The following is a 17,187-nucleotide window of genomic DNA, read 5'->3' as shown; positions in this document are numbered from 1 at the left end:
TTTGCCGACATGACCAAACGCACGCTCACCCTGTCCGCTCTGGTAGCCAGCGCTGCCGCCCTCTCCCTGCCGACAACAGCGTTGGCCGACAAGAAAGTCGATAAGGGCGAGGAAGAACTCGCCGAATTGCTCGAGGGCTATGAGGCGGCGGAGCCGGTCAATTGTCTGCGCCATTCGCAAAGACATCGGCTGCGGCTGATCGATGACACGGCTTTGGTATTCCGTGATCGCCAGACGATTTATGTGAACCGGACGAATGCACCGCGCTACATCGATGATTTCGATATCCCGGTGTTCAAACCATTCGGCAGCAACCTGTGTCGCTCGGATCAGGTTACCTTTACCCCGAGAGGTGGCGGTATTCCCGGCCCCACCATCACCATGGCCGAGTTCATTCCCTATACCAAAGTCGACACCGAGAGCTGAATTTTCCCGTCCTCCCGAAGGAGAACAGTATGACCAATATCAAACTCATCGCCGCTTCACTGGCCGCGACAGCCATGGTCGCGATTCCTTCCGTCGGCGCTGAAACGGCTGATCATGCAGAGCCGACCAAAGGCGAAGCAAAGCTCGCCAGGATGCTTGAAGGCCGCGTCGCGGGTGAACCGCAGAAATGCATCCGCTATCTGCCGCAGACTGATCTGACAGTGATTGACGGGACCGCGCTAGTCTATCGCGTCGGCCGGACGCTCTATGTTAACGTTCCGAGCAATGCCCGATCAATCGACGATAACGACATTCTTGTGCGCCGGACCAGCTTCTCGAGCCGCCTTTGCAATACCGATATCATTACCACTGTCGATCAAGGTCACGGCCAGTACACCGGCAACATCAACCTCGGTGAATTCGTGCCATATCGCGAGGCAGAGGCCAGCTAAGCAGGCTGAACCTAGTCAATCAGCATTCCGGTGCAATGTATCGTCCGACCCGGCTGAGCCATAAATATCGGAAATCGCTGTATCAATGGCGTTTGCGCGTGAAGCCTCGATGATTACGCCGAAAACCCAACCGATATTGCCGTCTTTGTCGCGCTGGCAAACACCGCGGGAAATCACCGTTTTCACGGCCCCATCTTCGGAAGTCAGTTTGGCGAGAAAGTCAAAGCCTTTGCCCGACTGGATGGCCTCATCAACCAGTGCCCCCACCCGATTGCGATCCTGTGGGTGGTAGTATGCCAGCGCTTCTTCCAGCGTCGGAGAGCCTAAACCCTTATCCCTGTCATGCAGGGCAAACACCTGATCTGACCAATCCAGTTCTTCCAATTCGAGATCAAGCGTCCACGTGCCAATACCGCCAACCTCGCCGGCAAGGCGCAAACCATCTTCCGCGCGGCGCAGATCAGCTTTCAGATAACGGTTACTCAGCGTAACGAATATTGCATAGGCGAGAGAAGCCAACGCAAATATCACACTGATAATCGCGCCAAACTCAATCAGGGCAACAGAATTGCTCTGTTCGTTCACAGCAATACGCCTTTCCATTAGGTCGCAAAACTTACTGAATATAGGTTAACGTATTACGTATTCTCTTACAGGACTATCTTACGAGATGCCAAATAGACAGGCTTATCCTGAGATTGCGTTCATTCGCTGGCGGATTTCTTCCGCTTCGCCCATGATCCGGTCGATGAGTTCCTGACAGGTCGGGATATCATTGATCAGGCCGGCGACCATGCCGCAGCTCCACGCGCCGGCATCCATATCGCCTTCCATCATGATCCGCGGATAAACGCCTGCGACTTGTTCGATAATGTCTTCGAATTTGAGATCGTCTCCGAGTTCCTTTTCCTTTTGAAGCAGCAGTTCGACAGCCTCGTTGGTCATCACGCGTTCGGTATTGCGCAGCGGGCGCATCACCAACCGTGTATCGAGTTCGGTCGCCGCGACAATCGCAGCTTTCACATTTTCGTGCACCGGCGCTTCTTTGGTGGCGATAAAGCGTGTGCCCATATTCATGCCGTCCGCGCCCATTGCGATCGACGCCATCAGGCTGCGACCGTCCGCCATTCCGCCCGATGACACAAACGGGATCTCCAATTCGTCAGCAGCGCGCGGGAGCAAGATAAAGTTCGGCACATCGTCCTCGCCCGGGTGCCCGCCGCATTCGAAACCATCAACCGACACCGCATCGCAGCCAATGCTTTGCGCTTTCAAAGCATGGCGCACGCTGGTGCATTTGTGGATGACCTTTACACCCGCCTCTTTGAAGAACGGCAGGACTTGCGCGGGATTGTTACCCGCAGTCTCGACCGCTTTCACGCCGCCATCGATAATCGCTTTGACATAGCCGGGATAATCGGGCGCATTGACCGTGGGCAGGAAAGTCAGGTTAACACCGAACGGTTTGTCGGTCATGTCCTTACACCGCGCGATCTCCTTGGCGAGATCATCGGGCGTTTTCTGAGTCAGCCCGGTAATGATCCCGAGACCGCCTGCGTTGGACACCGCCGCCGCCATTTCGGCAAAGCCGACATAATGCATACCGCCCTGAATAATCGGGTGCTGGATGCCGAACATTTCGGTAATGGCGGTTTTCATTGGCTAGCCTCTCTATTCTCTCATTATTCCCTGTCAGATTGCCGAACTTTATCGATCATGCAAGCGGACTCTCAGCAGACCAGTGCGCCGTAACGTCAACAGCTTCACCAGAACGCAAACAAGTCAGCTTTCTCGATAGTCACGCCGTTGATGTCGACAATATCGGGCGTGTGACAATCGTGCTCACACCCGCAAGGTTGGCGAGTTCGTTACGCAGCGCGCCTAGCTCGTCATTGGTTTCACACTCGCAATAGACCAGCATATCGATGTCACCCGACAGGCAATGGGCCGCGCGTACACCCTTCATTTCGCTAATCTTAGGTGCAAGTTCGGTTTGCGCCGGCCCACTCACAAAGCCAAGCGAAAAGAACGCTCTGGCTGCTCGTTTCGCTTCTCGTCCCAGCCTGATTGTGTAGCCTTCAATCGCACCGATTTCTTCGAGTCTTGCGATCCGGTCATGCGTGGCGCTGCGCGATAAATCGATATCTCGCGCCAGCGACACCAGACTGGCTCTCGCATTACGTTCCAGCGATCGCAGCAAAGCCACATCTTTGGCATCCAGTTCTGCCCGGCCCATTCGCTGCTCCTTTTTGTCGGTCAAACCGGATTCTTTCCTGTTTGACCGGCGCCTTGCTCGTAGTTTCGTACCCTGAACTGGGCGTAGCTTGCCTTCACCCTATCAGGAGGAAGAAATGGACGTAAGCACATTCGCGCTGTTCGCGCTAACGACATTGGTTGTTGTCGCAACACCGGGCCCGGCCGCCATCACGATAACCGCGCAAGGCGCATCGGACGGTTTTCTTAGAGCACAATACGGAATTATCGGGATCGCATCCGCCAATGCGATTTACTTTGTCCTGTCGGCGACGGGTATAGCCGCGCTGATCATCGCCTCGAACCTGCTATTCTCGGTAATCAAATGGGTGGGGGTCGCTTACTTGGCCTATATCGGCATAACGGCGATCCTCAGCAAAACCGGCGGTTTGACAGTAGAGCCGGGGCCGCCAGCGCAAAGCAAAGCGCTGTACACCAAGGGCTTTATCGTTGAGTTCGCAAACCCTAAAGCCTTGCTCTATTTCGCGGCCATATTGCCGCAGTTTCTCAATGTTAGTGCGCCCATCGGACCCCAAATACTGACAATGGGTGTGACCACGCTGATCCTCGATATCACCATTTACTCGGTCTATGCCGGATTGGGTCAGACGATAGCGCGCAGCGGCGTAAAGCCTTGGGTTCTGCGCGGATTCAACGGTATCGCGGGTGGCGCGCTATTGTTCGCGGCCTTCAAGATGGCGCGGGTCACGAATTGATAGCTGCGATAATCGAGTCAGAACGGGACAAAGAGACCGCTTGCATTGGTGCAGGCAGCAGCCGATCATGCGAAAAATTTTCAGCAAAGGAATTGCCAATGGTCTCGCCCCAAGCCCCCATCGATTCGCCTTTCGGCATGCGATCGACCGCTAAAGAGGTCGTCGCTGGCATCGATCTGTCGGGCAAGACCATCATCGTGACAGGCGGCTATTCGGGGCTTGGCACGGAAACCGTGCGCGCATTGGCAGGGGCCGGAGCACATGTGATCGTAGGAGCGCGCAGACCCGATGCTGCTGAAGAGGTGCTGGCCGAAATGGACGGCACAATCACGATTCTGCCGCTTGATCTATCGGACCCAGCCTCGATTGATGCGTTCGGGGAAAGCGTCGCAGCAATGGTCGATACGCTCGACATGTTGATTAACAACGCTGCGATTATGGCCAGTCCGCTAATGCGCGATGCGCGTGGTTACGAGATGCAATTCGCGACCAACCATCTGGGGCATTTCCAGCTGACCGCACGGCTGTGGCCGTTACTGGTGGCTGCTGCGAAGGCAATAGGGCGCGCGCGCGTCGTAACGCTATCTTCGGTTGGACACCGTCTAAACGGCCTTGATGTCGATGACCCGAATTTCGAGAACCGTGAATATGAAAAATGGCCTGCCTATGGTCAGGCGAAATCGGCCAATGCCCTGTTCGCGCTAGAACTCGACAAGATCGGCAAACCGCATGGGGTGCGCGCTTTTGCAGTGCATCCGGGCGGGATCGTCACCCCGCTCCAGCGACATTTGACGATGGAAGAGCAGAAAGCGATGGGCTGGTTCGACGAAGACGGCAACACGCATGAATCCTTCAAAAGCGTTGAGGAAGGCGCAGCAACAAGTGTCTGGTGCGCGGTCTCTCCGCTGCTTGAGGGAATGGGCGGCGTGTATTGTGAAGATTGCAATGTCGGCGCGATGGCCGACGAGAACACACCGCGCGGCTCGGGCGTTTCGCCGCATATTCGCGACGAGGATCTGGCCCAGCGCTTGTGGGTGAAATCGGAAGAACTGACCGGTGTCAGCTTTCCTGCTTAGCAGACCAATACAGACACAAATCACTAATCGGGCAGCTTTCGCATTTGGGCGCGCGCGATGTGCAGACGCGCTTACCGAACTGGATGAGCCAGAAATGACCATCGCGAAGCGCCCATTCGGGTGCCCGCTCCTCCAACTGGCGCGCAGTTGCATCCGCCAGTTTCGCAGCGGTAAGTCCGATCCGGTTACACACACGGTGCACATGGGTGTCGACCGCGATAACATCCTTCCCGAAGGTGAAGCTCAGCACGATATCGGCGCATTTCCGTCCGATACCGGGAAGCGAGAGTAAGCCCTCGCGGGTGTCGGGAACCACCCCGCCATGCTCGGCAATCAGCGCTTCGCAGAATTTGCGGATATTGCGGGTCTTGTTGTTGTAGAGGCCCGCCGGCTTGATCGCGGCAGCGATATCGCGGTCATCCAGTTCAAGCATATCCTCGGGCGTGTTGGCGAGCGCAAACAGCGCCCGCGATGCCTTAGCCGTATTGCGATCGAGCGACTGCGCGGAAAGCATGCAGGAGATACACGACCGAAATGCATCGGGCTGGCCTTTGGGACCTTTGGCAGTGCTGGTGCGCCCGGGCATTGCCTTTGCCAACCGGCGGAAGACCTGCTCGACCTGCTCTGCGTTCAATAATTTGTTCATGGGCTACGCGCTAACATAGGCGCATTCATTCCGCAGCGGACATCCGCCGCATTTGGGATTGGTCGGACGGCATGATGTCTGGCCGAGCCGCTTCACCAGCAAGTGGTGTTCATCGATATCTTTGGCGGTCCACTCTTCCGGCATAACCGGCATGAGCGCATCATAGGCACGGGTTGTATCGGCCTTGGGCGCAACCAATCCCATCCGCTGCATGACCCGGCGATGGTGCGTGTCGAGCACTACCGCGCGGCGATCAAACACGCTGGTATTGGCGATCCCCGCGCTGATCTTGCGCGCAATACCGGGCAGCGTTTCGAGCCATTCCATCATGTCGGCAGTTTCGAGGTTGGAAAGATGCCGCAAATCGACCTGACCGCGTTCTTCGATGATCCGGTTGAGGCTTTCCTTCAGCCGCCGCGCCGATTGCTCGGGGAAAGTCTGGTTTGAGAGGATCGAAGTCAGTTCCTCCAGCGGAGCCTCTGCCACAGCCTCCCATGACCCGTACCGTTCCAACATCGCATCGGTCGCTGCGTTAGAGACCGCAGTCTTGGTCCGCGCACCAATCACGCCCTGCACCAAAGTCCACACCGGATCGCGGCGCTTGGTGTCGGGCCGCTCGATCCGTCCGAACTCTGCAATCAGCGCGGCGTGAATGCGCTCGAGCTGATCGGTACGCGGGTCAGAGCCGAGAGGGAGTTGCATGGGATAACTTCTCAACCATTGTTGACCTGTGGGCGCTCTGTAAGGCACTCACCCGTTGGCTTAACCTCCAAGCCTGTCGCCAAGCTAAACAGGTTCTCAACGAAATTGTCGACTCACATATCCAATAGTCGAACTGATTAAATGGCGTCCAGATTGACTTTTTAGGAGACCGTGATGTCTACGATTCTTGCAACACCCGAAAACCTTCGCCGCTTGAAGAACGTGCTAATGGCTGACTTTGAAATGAAGTCAGCCCATGCTTCTGAAGCAATTGCAGCGCTTGCAGGCTTCAGATCCCACGCTGCCTTTCGGCAATCGCGGAGTGGCTCTCAGCACCCGGCTATTCTGGATGCTGATTTTGTCCATTTTGAGCAGAAATGTTTCAAACTGGGCTATGAAGCGGATAGCTCAGCCTATTTGCGTTTTTCTTTCAACCGCATCGACTGGGCGCACCGGTTGTGGTGCCTGATTCGTAAGTCTGATCATGCCGCTAGTGACCGTTGGTTTTATGAATGCCAACGCCGGAAAATTCCGTTTATTGTCATCAAGAAAGCTCGAAAGCACTACTCGGTCTCGTGGGATCATATCAGCATGGAGTCCGACTACGATAACGGAATCCGAAACACCTACGACAATGAACTCCACAGGATTATGTTTCGAACATACCAGATGATCTGCAGTGGCCTGGAACCAAAGAGTTTCTTTGATGGGACGGGACTTGTTGGAGATGTTACCGGACTGTCGGAAACAAGTGCACGGCAAATCGCTGACGCGTTCGCGAAGTTGCTTTATCCGGGTAACCTTAGGTTAGAGAAATCTGCGGCCTAGCATCACTCCCACTCAATCGTCCCGGGCGGCTTGCTGGTATAGTCATAGACCACGCGGTTGATCCCCTGCACTTCATTCACGATCCGCGTTGCACATTGCGTCAGGAAGCTTGCGTCGAACGGGTAGACATCCGCGGTCATGCCATCGGTGCTAGTCACGGCGCGGAGGCCGCACACGCTGTCATAAGTGCGGGCATCGCCCATCACGCCGACGGTTTTGACGGGCAGTAGCACGGCGAACGCCTGCCAGATTGCGTCATATAGTCCGGCATTGCGGATCTCTTCGAGATAGATCGCGTCCGCTTTGCGCAGGATATCGCAGCGTTCCTTGTTGACCTCGCCCGGAATGCGAATTGCAAGGCCGGGGCCGGGGAACGGATGGCGGCCGACAAACATGTCGGGCAGGCCAAGCTCGCGGCCCAGATCGCGGACTTCGTCTTTGAACAATTCGCGCAGTGGCTCGACCAGTTTCATATTCATGCGTTCGGGCAGGCCGCCGACATTGTGGTGGCTCTTGATCGTCACGCTGGGTCCGCCGGTGAAGGACACGCTTTCGATAACGTCGGGATAAAGCGTCCCCTGCGCCAGGAAATCTGCACCACCGATTTTTGCGGCTTCTTCCTCGAACACATTGATGAATTCGCCGCCGATGAATTTGCGTTTCTTTTCCGGGTCGGACACGCCATCGAGACCCACCATGAAGCGCTCCTCCGCATCGACCACGACCAACGGGATATTATAGTGATCGCGGAACATGGTTTCGACCTGTGCGCGCTCATCAAGACGCAGAAGACCATGATCGACGAACACGCAGGTCAGCTGGTCACCGATTGCTTCGTGAATCAGGATAGCAGCGACCGAGCTGTCGACCCCGCCGGACAACCCGCAAATCACTTTCTTGTCGCCCACTTGCTCGCGGATCTCAGCGACTTTGGTGTCGCGATAAGTAGCCATGGTCCAATCGCCTTTGAGGCCGCAAACATGACGCACGAAATTGGCAATCAGCTTGCCGCCATCGGGGGTGTGGACGACTTCCGGGTGGAACTGCGTGCCGTAGAATTTGCGTTTCTCGTCGGCGATCACCGCAAAGGGCGCGCCGTCGCTGGTCGCGACAATCTCGAATCCGTCGGCAAATTCGGTGACTTTGTCGCCATGGCTCATCCACACTTGGTGGCGCTCACCGACTTTCCATAATCCGTCAAACAAAGCACATTCTTCGGTCACGGTCAGGAACGCGCGGCCGAACTCGCCGCCATCACCAACCTCATGACCGCGGCGGACTTCACCGCCAAGCTGATGCGTCATCACCTGCTGGCCGTAACAAATGCCCAGAATCGGCAGACCGGCATCAAATAGCATTTGCGGTGCGCGCGGGCTGCCTTTGTCGGGAACGCCAGCAGGCGAACCGGACAGGATAATGCCTTTCGGCTTCATCCGTTCAAACGCTTCTTCGGCCATCGAGAAGGGCGCTATTTCTGAATAGACCCCCGCTTCGCGCACCCGGCGTGCGATGAGCTGCGTAACTTGGCTGCCGAAGTCGACAATCAGGATCGATTCTTGAAGTTTTGCTGGGTCCATGGACGCGGCGATAAGACTGCGCGCCGTTGCTGGCAAGCGCCCTGAAGCAGTCCCCCACTACGGCGTTGAATCAGCCCGATTGCCAGAGAGAGGAGCGTTGTAATCAAATGCACTCGTGAAACAAAATTTCGGGCGGTGTAACCAAAATTGCTGCGTGTGCGAAAAGCGTTCCAGATGCACTATTGCACCAAACACAATATCTAGGACTATACCGATGCAGGTTTTCACACAGCGCGCTTTCGCATTCATATTCGCCGTTTCGCTCAGTGGATTGATCCTCAGCCCGACGATCGCCTAACGGCGCAACACATCCCGACCGATGTTGCAAAAAACTGAACATTAGTCGCAGTTTTGTCATTTGTATAATATGACACGCAATATTATTTCACCTCTCGAACCGGCGGATAGGTCTCCTCTCCCGAACACTATCGCCGGCGACAACGGGAACACGATAGCGCCCCCCGCAAACGTGTCCCGGCTGACATCTCAGCTGCCTGCGAGTGCAGCAGAAAGTACCCGGCCCCATTAACGGCCCGCTACTTTAGAGATGAAAGCGACCAGAGACGCGGCTGACCTTCAGTCCCCCCTCCCTTAACTCAAGGCAGCCGCGTCTCTAACTTTTTCCGGTCAAGTCAGATTTTAGACAATAGCTCGTCGATATGTCGGCGCTGCGCGGCGTCGGCGAATTCGCGCACACCGGACGCTATCTCGCGCGCTTCGGCGCGGCGGCCATTCGCGGCCAATGCAGCTGCATAATGCCAACGGAATTCCAGATTACCCGGTGCTGCCTCTTTAGCCTTGCCTAACCAGACGAGCGCTTCCTTCTTGTCACCACCCGATTGCAGCAGCACCCAACCGAGCGTGTCCATTACGAAGGGGTCATCGGGTGTCAGCGCAATTGCGCGCCGCGCCAATTGTACCGCTTCGGATGTGTTGCCGGTGTTCAGTTCAGCGATGGCGCCATTGTTCAGCACCAATGCGTTCGCTTCCAAACCCTCCTTGCGCAAGCCGGCATAAATGTCTCGCGCCTGCGCCCATTCGCCTTGACCAATAGCCTTATCAGCCGCTGCCAGGCGCGCGCTTAAGTCGTCTGGCGGGGAAACCCGGCCAAGACGGGCGGCATAGGGGTCGCTACGCCCCAGCTTCTGCGAAAGGCGCGATGCTAGTGCGAGCATTTGCGGATTAGCGACCGCGCGGGATGCGGGAAGCTCGATCACCGACAGCGCTTTTTCCGTCTCGCCAACTGCGAGCAACGCTTGGGCCATCACGGTTGCGCCTTGGACGTGCCCGGGATTGTCACGCAGCAGCGGGCGCAGGAAAGCGATAGACTGTTCATGGCTGCCGCGAAGATGGGCGATTTCACCCATCAACAATTGCGCGGCAGGCACTTTGCGCAATGCGCCCTCGCCAGCCTGCATAATCTGGTGTGCTTTGTCCAAATCACCGCGCACGAAAGCCAGCTTTGCATCGAGGAACATGCCCATCGGGTGATTGGGCGCGGTTTCGCGGAGTGCTTTCAGCGTCTCCGCCGCTTCGTCCAGCTTGCCCAAATCGGCCTGCACCGCAGCCAGCGAAAGACGCGGGCCAAGGATCGAAGAATTGGCCGACACTGCCTGCGAATAATGTGCCTCCGCCGCTGCAAAATCTTCGCGCAGCAGATCGAGACGGCCCGCCAGCATTAGCGCATTCAAGTCTTTGCCATTGGCCTCCAGGGCGCGTGCAGACAGCGCGTTGGCCAGTTCGACCTTGCGCTCGGTGAGCGCCATTTCGCCGCGCAAAGCCAGCAGGCGAACATCATTGGGATGAGCAGCAACCGCATCGTCGGCCTGTGCAAAAGCCTGCTCAGACTGGCCCAGTGCCAGAAGCGCACCGATCCGCACCCATTGGCCAAGCGCAGTCGAGGCATCAGCCTTATCCGCCCACGCAAGCGCTTCATCGGGCTTGTCCTGCAGCAGCATCGCGCGCGACATCAGCGCCGCGCCGAAACCGCTTTCACGCATGGCGGCCGGAACTTGCTCCACCGCAGCTTGCGCCGCGATGCCGTCACCCAGCTCCAACATGATGTCGGCATAGCGAAGGCGTGTCTGATGATCGCCCGGCGTCTCTTCCAGGATCTCTAGCAAATGCACACGGGCAGCGCCCAGATCGCCTTCTGCAAGCGCAGCCTCCACTTCGCTCGCCGGATCGCCAGGCACCCAGCCGCATGACGCGCCACCAAGGGCAAGCGGCACAATTGCGAGCAACAAGAGTAGTTTGTTTTTCATGCCCGCATATTTAGCCGAATCTTCCTAAAGAACGGCTAACTACGTTCGGGCCGAACATGCGGCCGCCCCAATCGAGCGCCACAACAGGAAAGGGCTGATACAGCGAATGCCGCACCAGCCCTTTAGAAGACTATGTGTATACCGCGTTATGCTGCGGCAAGGCTCCGGCGGCGGCGACCGGCCCAAAGGCCAATCAGAGCCAGACCGAACAGAGCAGCACCGCCTGGTGCCGGAACCGGGGTACCCGGAGTCCGGGCCAGATCGAAATTGATATCCCAATGCGGGATTGACCAACCATGAGGGTTCAGAATGTTGAGCCATGCCGAACCGCCGAAATCACCGGTTTTATCATTTGTGCCCGCACCGATTTGTACAGTGGTGTTGCCGGCAAGCGGATCACGCGGATTGACGGTGTATTTCTTGCCGCCGATTGTGATCGTGCCCGAAGCGCTGGAATAAAAGTCCATGGTCGACGGGTTATAAGTGCCGCCACCGGCCTTGTAATCCTGGTTGCCAGTCAAAGCATCTTGGAAGCCCGAGAAGCTGAGATCGAGTTTAGCAACTTTGCCGGAGCCATTGATGGCTGTACCAGTGAAGGTCGCAGTTCCTGCATCGGTGTCTTGCGTGAACTTGGTACCGTCTTGGAAAGAGTAGCGGCGATCGCAACCGCTGCCGACCGAATTAGTCCAGAGGCCGTGCGAACAGCCGCTGTCGGTTGCATCGCTGACGTCGTAGTCGATTGTCGACGCCGAAGCGGCAACTGAAATCATTGCTACCGGTGCTGCCGCAGCAAGTGCGATATTGCGTGTCCAAGAAACCATAATTCTTACCCCATATTCCCCACCGGATAAATGCGGATTTTTCCGCCATATCCTGCAAATAGTGATGTCGAGGTTAAAGCAGGGACGATGCCAGAAATGCGTATCCCAGCATTTCTGCGGCTTATAAAGGTTAACACCAATTCGGAGTTTCGCCAGATGTCAGAAATCCCGACAGTTTTCTGCCTGATTTAATGTCACTCAGGTTCTACCAACGTACGCAGTTGGGTCTTTAGCAATCTCCCGAAATGGCAGACCGGTATCGAACAACCCCGCGGTGCGCGCGGGCTGCCTCCATCAGGATCGGTTCTTGGAGTTCTGCCGGGTCCATGGACGCGGCGAAAAGACTGTATGGTGATGCCGGTAAGCGCCCTGCAGCAGTCCCCCAATTATCTTTTGGAGCGATCCGCGTCCTCAGTTTTCATCGAGTTGGCTTTACAGGCGCGCGATCAGCGTATCGATCTTCGCTCGATCAGCGGGCGATAGGTTGGGTTTCAGACGCTCCATAAGGGCGACCGCATCTGCCTTGCGCCCAGTGCTCGCAAGAACCTGAGCCAAGTGCCAGCTAATCTCGGAATTGTCCGGATTGGCCTCATATGCCCTAGTCAATAGCTTGGCTGCGCGATCAGGTTGTTTACCATTAAGGAACAGGGTCCAACCAAGACTGTCCTGCACAAATGGATCATTCGGAGCAAGACGATAGGCCTTCTCAGCCATGGCCAGAGCTGCGGGAAGATTTTCCAGTTGGAGCTTGACCATGGCAGCATTGTTGAAAACCACCGGATTGTCCATCCCTGGGCGGTTGACCAATTTGGAATAGACCGCATCGGCGGCCCGCCAGTCTTGCCGGGCGAGAGCCTGGTTAGCCTTGTCCAATTCGCTTCTCAACGTACCATCGCTGCGCTGGACGGCAATTTCGAGGTCGCTATCGCTGGGATCGAGTTTTGCCAGAACCTGCTCGATATTGTTCATCTTTTCTGTTTCACCCAGCGCTTCATAGGTTCTGCCAAGAGCGCTTAGCGCTATGGGGTCGGTGGGATTATCGCGTATGTATCGCTCCAGCTTGGTCAGCGCAGTTTCATGCATGCCTCGTTCGGTGGCGATCAACCCTTCCAACCGCATCGCCAGAGGGAGCGACTGAACCCTCATCCTGCTGTTCTGCAAGATTTGATGCGCAAGATCGACATTGCCCTCGAACAATTCGAGCTCAGCCAGCGAAATCAACACCTTTGCATTACCCGGTAGAAGTTGGAGCGAACGCTCGTAGTTTTCGCGGGCCTTGTCCATTTCGCCGGACTGGCGGTAAGTATCGCCCAGCATCGCATAGGTGACCGAGTTGTCCGGTTGTAGTTCAACCGCCCTGGAGAACAGTTTCCTGGCCTCGCTTTCGTTGCCCCGGGCCAATGCAACCCGGCCCGCGAGCAGCATCACACGAACATTGTCGGGCTCGTTCGCGGACAATTGCCTGACCACCGAATGCGCCTGCGCGACCTTGCCGTCGGCCAGCAGTATATTGCCTTTGAGAAGCAGCAGTCTGATATCCTTGGGCGTTTGCCGCAACGCCGCATCAATAGTGTCCATGGCAGCTTCGACACGATCAAGCCCGACTTGGGCAAAGGCCCTTGCCCAAGCCATATTCGCCGAAAACGGCCCGCTGACTTCTTCCGTCAGCTCAAGCACCATCTTGTATTGCCCTTCGAGCAGCCTAGCTTCTGGGATAAGCGATTTCGCTTCGTTCCTTAGCTCGCTATCGTCGGCGATCTGCTCCAGAAAGCGCATCGCTCCGACACCGTCACCGATTTCCAAAAGCACCTTGGCCAGCAATATCCGAGCCGCGCCGTCGTCGGGATTGCCATCAAGATACTGTAGCAGGTGGATACGCGCCCGGCTGAACTCACCGCTTTCATATGCCTCGCGACCTTCGGCCAGGTAGTCAGTCTGCAATTCGCTGCAACCGGCCATGGGTGTCGCCGCGGCGAGACAGGCAATGACCAATACGGGTTTCAACATTATCCGTCGCATGAAAAATCCTTAATGATTCGCCCCTGATTTCTGCCGGAAGCAAGTGGTCAGGCAACGGATGTAAGCCCAAAAGGTAAAGGCTTGGATAAGCCCGCCTCCGGCGCGAAATGACCCGATATTCAGCCAGCCCTGCAACCCGCCGCCAAGCGCCGGAAGGTGACGGATTTTATTACAAATCACTTTGGAAAACAAGTTTGGTTAATATGTAAACCCTTATATTTCAAGGCGTTTTCAAAACTGGCACGATGATTGCTGTTACGTCGGCAGACACTCGGAACTATTTTTGGGCTCTAAGCCGTTTGATAACATGTTTTCGCTATCGGCAGAGTTGCAAGCAAAAGGACAATCTCGGATGAACAAGATCCTGACATCGGCTGCCATGATGGCAGCGCTGGCTATTTCGCAACCGGCCTCGGCGGCGATATATAAATACGAAACCTCGTTCGGCGACGGCCTCTTCGGCAGCGCCGTAGGCACGACCCATATTACCATTGACACGGTCGCTAGAACGGCGACTTTCAAAGGTAGCAATATCGATCTCACGATGACCGGGAACAGTCTCGCCAACTTCAATCCCAACCTGACGAGCAGTGGAAGAACCTACAAGGTTGATACCGCGACAGGTACATTCACTCGGAAGACACCGATTTTTCGCCAAGAACGCACATATACCGCGCAATGGTCGAGCAACCCCAAGCATACCCAGTTCAGCCTGGGAGAGGACAAGTCCTTCTTGTGGATTTACGGCGTTCGTAACGGACGGCTGTTCGATTTCGATACCAAAGGAAAGTGGACGCGCTACACCGGCTCAACGTCTGGTAGCTCCAGCAGCTCCAGCAGCTCGGGTGGCTCGCGTTGCGGTTACTATGGCAGCCGCTATATCTGCTGGCCGACGGGAAGCTCGGGCGGTAGCAGCACCAGCGGCGGCTCGACCACTAGCGGTGGTTCCTCGACGAGCGGCGGCAGCAGCACTAGCGGCGGAAGCACCAGCACTGGCGGCACCCCCGTCCCCGAACCTGGCATGCTCGGCCTATTCGGCCTTGGGCTTGCCGCTATCGGATTCGGGCGCTTAAACCGTCGCCGCCGCAAGGGCGAGTTCAAAGCCGCCTGATACGGGTGAAGACAAACCTGCAGTTAGGAAGGGGCGGCCTCGCGGGTCGTCCCCCATTCATTGCGCCGCCTTCAGCTTGGTAACTTCAATCGTCCGGCTCTTTCGCGCAGCTCAATCTTGAGCAATTTGCCGATATGGCTCCGCGGCATTTCATCGATAGCAAGCAGCGCGGAAAGGCGCTGAGTCTTCCCCAGCCGGGCATTCACAGCGCGGAGCACATCGTCGGGATCCACCCCGTCAAGTACGGCGAAGCCCACCGGCGTTTCGCCCCAGCGATTGCTCGGCACGCCGATTACCGCCGCCTCGACCACACCCGCTTCCCTGAGCAGCTCATTCTCAAGATCGATCGGATAGATGTTGAACCCGCCCGAGATGATCATGTCTTTCGCTCGGCCAACCAGCTCGACGAAACCATCTTCATCGACGCGGCCGATGTCGCCCATGCGCATCCACCACTCGCCGGTGTCGGGGTCGATCCATTGCGCTTCGGAGGTTTTGTCGGGCTGATTCTTATAGCCGCTCATCATCGCCGGACCTCGTCCAACCAGTTCGCCAGCCTCGCCGGGCGGCAGCAAACGGCCATCCTCACCCATCACTTTGACGTCGCTGCCTGGGGCCGGCGTGCCGACCGTATGTAGTTTGTCTGGATGCTCATGCGCATATAGCAGGCACACTACACCGCCTTCTGTCATTGAATATATCTCGATCAAAGCACCCGGCATCCGCTCGAGCACCTCCGCCTTCAGTTCGGCAGAAAACGGCGCGGAGGTGCAATATTTGATCTGCAAACTGGACAGATCGAAACGGTCAAAACTCGGCTCATCCATCAGGCGCTGGTACTGCACCGGCACCAGCATGGTTGTGGTGATCCGGTCACGTTGTGCAATTTCAAGCCAGCGCACGGTGTCGAACTTTTCCATTATTGTAACGGTCCCGCCAGCCAGCAACGCCGACAGAAACGCAACCATCGTGGTGTTTGAATAGAGCGGGGTCGACGTCAACGACCGCACTGTACGCTCACCGCCAAGATAGGACGCCGCCGTCGGCGCGAACTGGCGCCAGCGCATCGTGTGCGAATGGACGATGCCTTTGGGAATACCTGTGGTGCCACTGGAATAGATGATGTTGAAGGGCTCGTCTCCAGTGGGCTCGAAGGAAGCAGGCTTGGTGCCTTTGTCAGTCATCCAATCTTCGAGTTCTTCATCCAAAACTATCCGATTGAAGTCAGGCATAAAGCCATCTCCAAGCTCATTCAGCTTCGCGCGATCAATGAACAAGTGCCGCGCGCCCGAATCCTTTGCCATGCCGTCAAGCTGCAGCGGGCTCGCGCTAGTCGTCAGCGGCGCCGCGACCCCGCCGGCCAGCACAGCTGCCAGATAGACCAGCGCGTAATGGATCGTCGATGTACCTAGGATCGCAACTGATTGCCCCTGTTCCAACCCTGTGGCTTGCAACTGCGCCGCGATCCGGTCGACCCGGTCCATCATCTCTGCCCAAGACAGCTCGCCACCTCCATCGCGCAATGCCGGCTGATCGGGCTGCAATTCCGCCCACGCTTCCAGAATACTGCGATACGTCCCGAACGGTCCGGACAGTTGGGCGAGAATGTCGGTCTTGGTCATGCGCAGACCCTAAACGTGCGGACCCGCCGGTCAATCTTTGGGGCGCATCCAAGCGTAAAGGAAGTCCGGCACCGCATCTCCGTGCCGATTATCAAGCGCGACGAACCAACTATGCACCATGAACCGCCCCGCGCGCTGCTCATCTTCGCCGAGCGTATTATTGTGCCCAAATAGGCCGCTAATGGTATCCCTGATCGGTTTGTAAGCATTCTGAACTTTGCTTTTATCCCACTCAGCGTCGAGCATTTGACTCACTGCAAATTTCTTCAGGTCTTCGGCCTGGGTTTCGCCAATACTGTGATGCTTCAATAGCGCCTCGTACCCGCCGACTCCCTCGCCCCAGAGCTTTCCGTATGCGGCATCAATCGTCTCGCGAACGGGATCGGCATCATCACCCCATAGCCGCGCCAGACCGGGCATATCGCGGTAGGCTGTGTCGGTATCGTCAGCAGTGCGTATTCGAAGCGCAATAATCGAGGATCCGGCCAGTTCGGTTAGGAAATACAGTTCGGCAGAATCGACGCCGTCTTTCTCGACAGCATCGAGGATTGCAGTAACGGCATCCGGCGACAGCTTGATGTCTATGCGGCTCGACGCTGCGTTGCCTTCCGCCAAGGCCAGTGCCATTACGTCTGAACCGACAGTTGCCACATTGTTTCTAAACTCGCCACCAC

General features: G+C 56.7%; 17 protein-coding genes. 6 read left to right on the top strand and 11 right to left on the bottom strand.

Annotated features, from left to right (window positions below; translation table 11 throughout):
- Positions 1-9: 9 nt before the first annotated feature.
- Positions 10-426, top strand: a complete 417-nt coding sequence (locus GRI35_RS03175) for a hypothetical protein (protein WP_160612811.1) — start codon at positions 10-12, stop codon at positions 424-426.
- A 29-nt stretch (positions 427-455) separates the two neighbouring features.
- Entirely contained in the window at positions 456-878 is a 423-nt protein-coding gene (locus GRI35_RS03170; RefSeq protein ID WP_160612810.1) for a hypothetical protein, read from the top strand.
- 15 nt (positions 879-893) lie between these two features.
- Here the strand turns inward: GRI35_RS03170 and GRI35_RS03165 are convergent, their stop codons facing one another.
- The 3 genes from GRI35_RS03165 to GRI35_RS03155 form a co-directional block, all read right to left on the bottom strand.
- Positions 894-1,463, bottom strand: coding sequence for a PAS domain-containing protein (locus GRI35_RS03165; protein WP_160612808.1), 570 nt, complete (start codon positions 1,461-1,463; stop codon positions 894-896).
- Between the two features lie 102 nt (positions 1,464-1,565).
- Complete coding sequence (locus GRI35_RS03160) at positions 1,566-2,537, bottom strand: NAD(P)H-dependent flavin oxidoreductase (RefSeq protein ID WP_160612806.1); 972 nt, start codon at positions 2,535-2,537, stop codon at positions 1,566-1,568.
- A gap of 139 nt (positions 2,538-2,676) precedes the next feature.
- Positions 2,677-3,138: an Lrp/AsnC family transcriptional regulator gene (locus tag GRI35_RS03155; RefSeq protein WP_160612804.1), complete on the bottom strand. Its 462-nt coding sequence runs from the start codon at positions 3,136-3,138 to the stop codon at positions 2,677-2,679.
- A gap of 91 nt (positions 3,139-3,229) precedes the next feature.
- Here GRI35_RS03155 and GRI35_RS03150 point away from each other — a divergent pair, with 91 nt between their 5' ends.
- Both GRI35_RS03150 and GRI35_RS03145 read left to right on the top strand, forming a co-directional pair.
- Complete coding sequence (locus GRI35_RS03150; RefSeq protein WP_160612802.1) at positions 3,230-3,847, top strand: LysE family translocator; 618 nt, start codon at positions 3,230-3,232, stop codon at positions 3,845-3,847.
- 137 nt (positions 3,848-3,984) lie between these two features.
- Complete coding sequence (locus GRI35_RS03145; RefSeq protein WP_235900117.1) at positions 3,985-4,923, top strand: oxidoreductase; 939 nt, start codon at positions 3,985-3,987, stop codon at positions 4,921-4,923.
- Here the strand turns inward: GRI35_RS03145 and GRI35_RS03140 are convergent.
- Complete coding sequence (locus GRI35_RS03140; RefSeq protein WP_160612798.1) at positions 4,907-5,569, bottom strand: endonuclease III domain-containing protein; 663 nt, start codon at positions 5,567-5,569, stop codon at positions 4,907-4,909. The two genes, GRI35_RS03145 and GRI35_RS03140, sit on opposite strands and share 17 nt — an antisense overlap.
- A 3-nt stretch (positions 5,570-5,572) precedes the next feature.
- Complete coding sequence (locus GRI35_RS03135; RefSeq protein WP_160612797.1) at positions 5,573-6,271, bottom strand: endonuclease III domain-containing protein; 699 nt, start codon at positions 6,269-6,271, stop codon at positions 5,573-5,575.
- Between the two features lie 174 nt (positions 6,272-6,445).
- Between GRI35_RS03135 and GRI35_RS03130 the strand changes: the two genes are divergently transcribed.
- Entirely contained in the window at positions 6,446-7,099 is a 654-nt protein-coding gene (locus tag GRI35_RS03130; protein ID WP_160612795.1) for a hypothetical protein, read from the top strand.
- Between the two features lie 2 nt (positions 7,100-7,101).
- Here the strand turns inward: GRI35_RS03130 and guaA are convergent, their stop codons facing one another.
- The 4 genes from guaA to GRI35_RS03110 all read right to left on the bottom strand — a co-directional run bounded on the left by guaA (position 7,102) and on the right by GRI35_RS03110 (position 13,768).
- Complete coding sequence (gene guaA, locus GRI35_RS03125) at positions 7,102-8,676, bottom strand: glutamine-hydrolyzing GMP synthase (RefSeq protein ID WP_160612793.1); 1,575 nt, start codon at positions 8,674-8,676, stop codon at positions 7,102-7,104.
- A 632-nt stretch (positions 8,677-9,308) separates the two neighbouring features.
- Entirely contained in the window at positions 9,309-10,940 is a 1,632-nt protein-coding gene (locus tag GRI35_RS03120) for a tetratricopeptide repeat protein (protein ID WP_160612791.1), read from the bottom strand.
- Positions 10,941-11,086: 146 nt separating this feature from the next.
- The gene (locus tag GRI35_RS03115) at positions 11,087-11,761 is read right to left on the bottom strand and encodes a PEP-CTERM sorting domain-containing protein (protein ID WP_160612789.1); all 675 of its coding nucleotides are present in this window, start codon (positions 11,759-11,761) and stop codon (positions 11,087-11,089) included.
- Positions 11,762-12,193: 432 nt separating this feature from the next.
- Complete coding sequence (locus tag GRI35_RS03110; RefSeq protein WP_160612787.1) at positions 12,194-13,768, bottom strand: tetratricopeptide repeat protein; 1,575 nt, start codon at positions 13,766-13,768, stop codon at positions 12,194-12,196.
- A gap of 364 nt (positions 13,769-14,132) precedes the next feature.
- Here GRI35_RS03110 and GRI35_RS03105 point away from each other — a divergent pair, with 364 nt between their 5' ends.
- On the top strand, positions 14,133-14,891 hold the full coding sequence (locus tag GRI35_RS03105; protein ID WP_235900116.1) for a PEP-CTERM sorting domain-containing protein: 759 nt from the start codon (positions 14,133-14,135) through the stop codon (positions 14,889-14,891).
- A 71-nt stretch (positions 14,892-14,962) separates the two neighbouring features.
- On the opposite strand, the gene GRI35_RS03100 is transcribed toward GRI35_RS03105, so the two are convergent.
- Together GRI35_RS03100 and GRI35_RS03095 are read right to left on the bottom strand one after the other, a co-directional pair.
- Positions 14,963-16,513, bottom strand: a complete 1,551-nt coding sequence (locus GRI35_RS03100; RefSeq protein ID WP_160612785.1) for a class I adenylate-forming enzyme family protein — start codon at positions 16,511-16,513, stop codon at positions 14,963-14,965.
- 30 nt (positions 16,514-16,543) lie between these two features.
- Positions 16,544-17,140 carry a hypothetical protein gene (locus GRI35_RS03095; protein ID WP_160612783.1) on the bottom strand — a complete coding sequence of 199 codons (597 nt, stop codon included), beginning with the start codon at positions 17,138-17,140 and terminating at the stop codon, positions 16,544-16,546.
- Positions 17,141-17,187: the final 47 nt, after the last annotated feature.

Origin of the sequence: Pontixanthobacter aestiaquae (genome assembly GCF_009827455.1) — a bacterium.
Taxonomy (GTDB): domain Bacteria; phylum Pseudomonadota; class Alphaproteobacteria; order Sphingomonadales; family Sphingomonadaceae; genus Pontixanthobacter; species Pontixanthobacter aestiaquae.
Note: the sequence above shows the minus strand (reverse complement) of the source record. Positions and strands in the feature narration are given on the sequence as shown.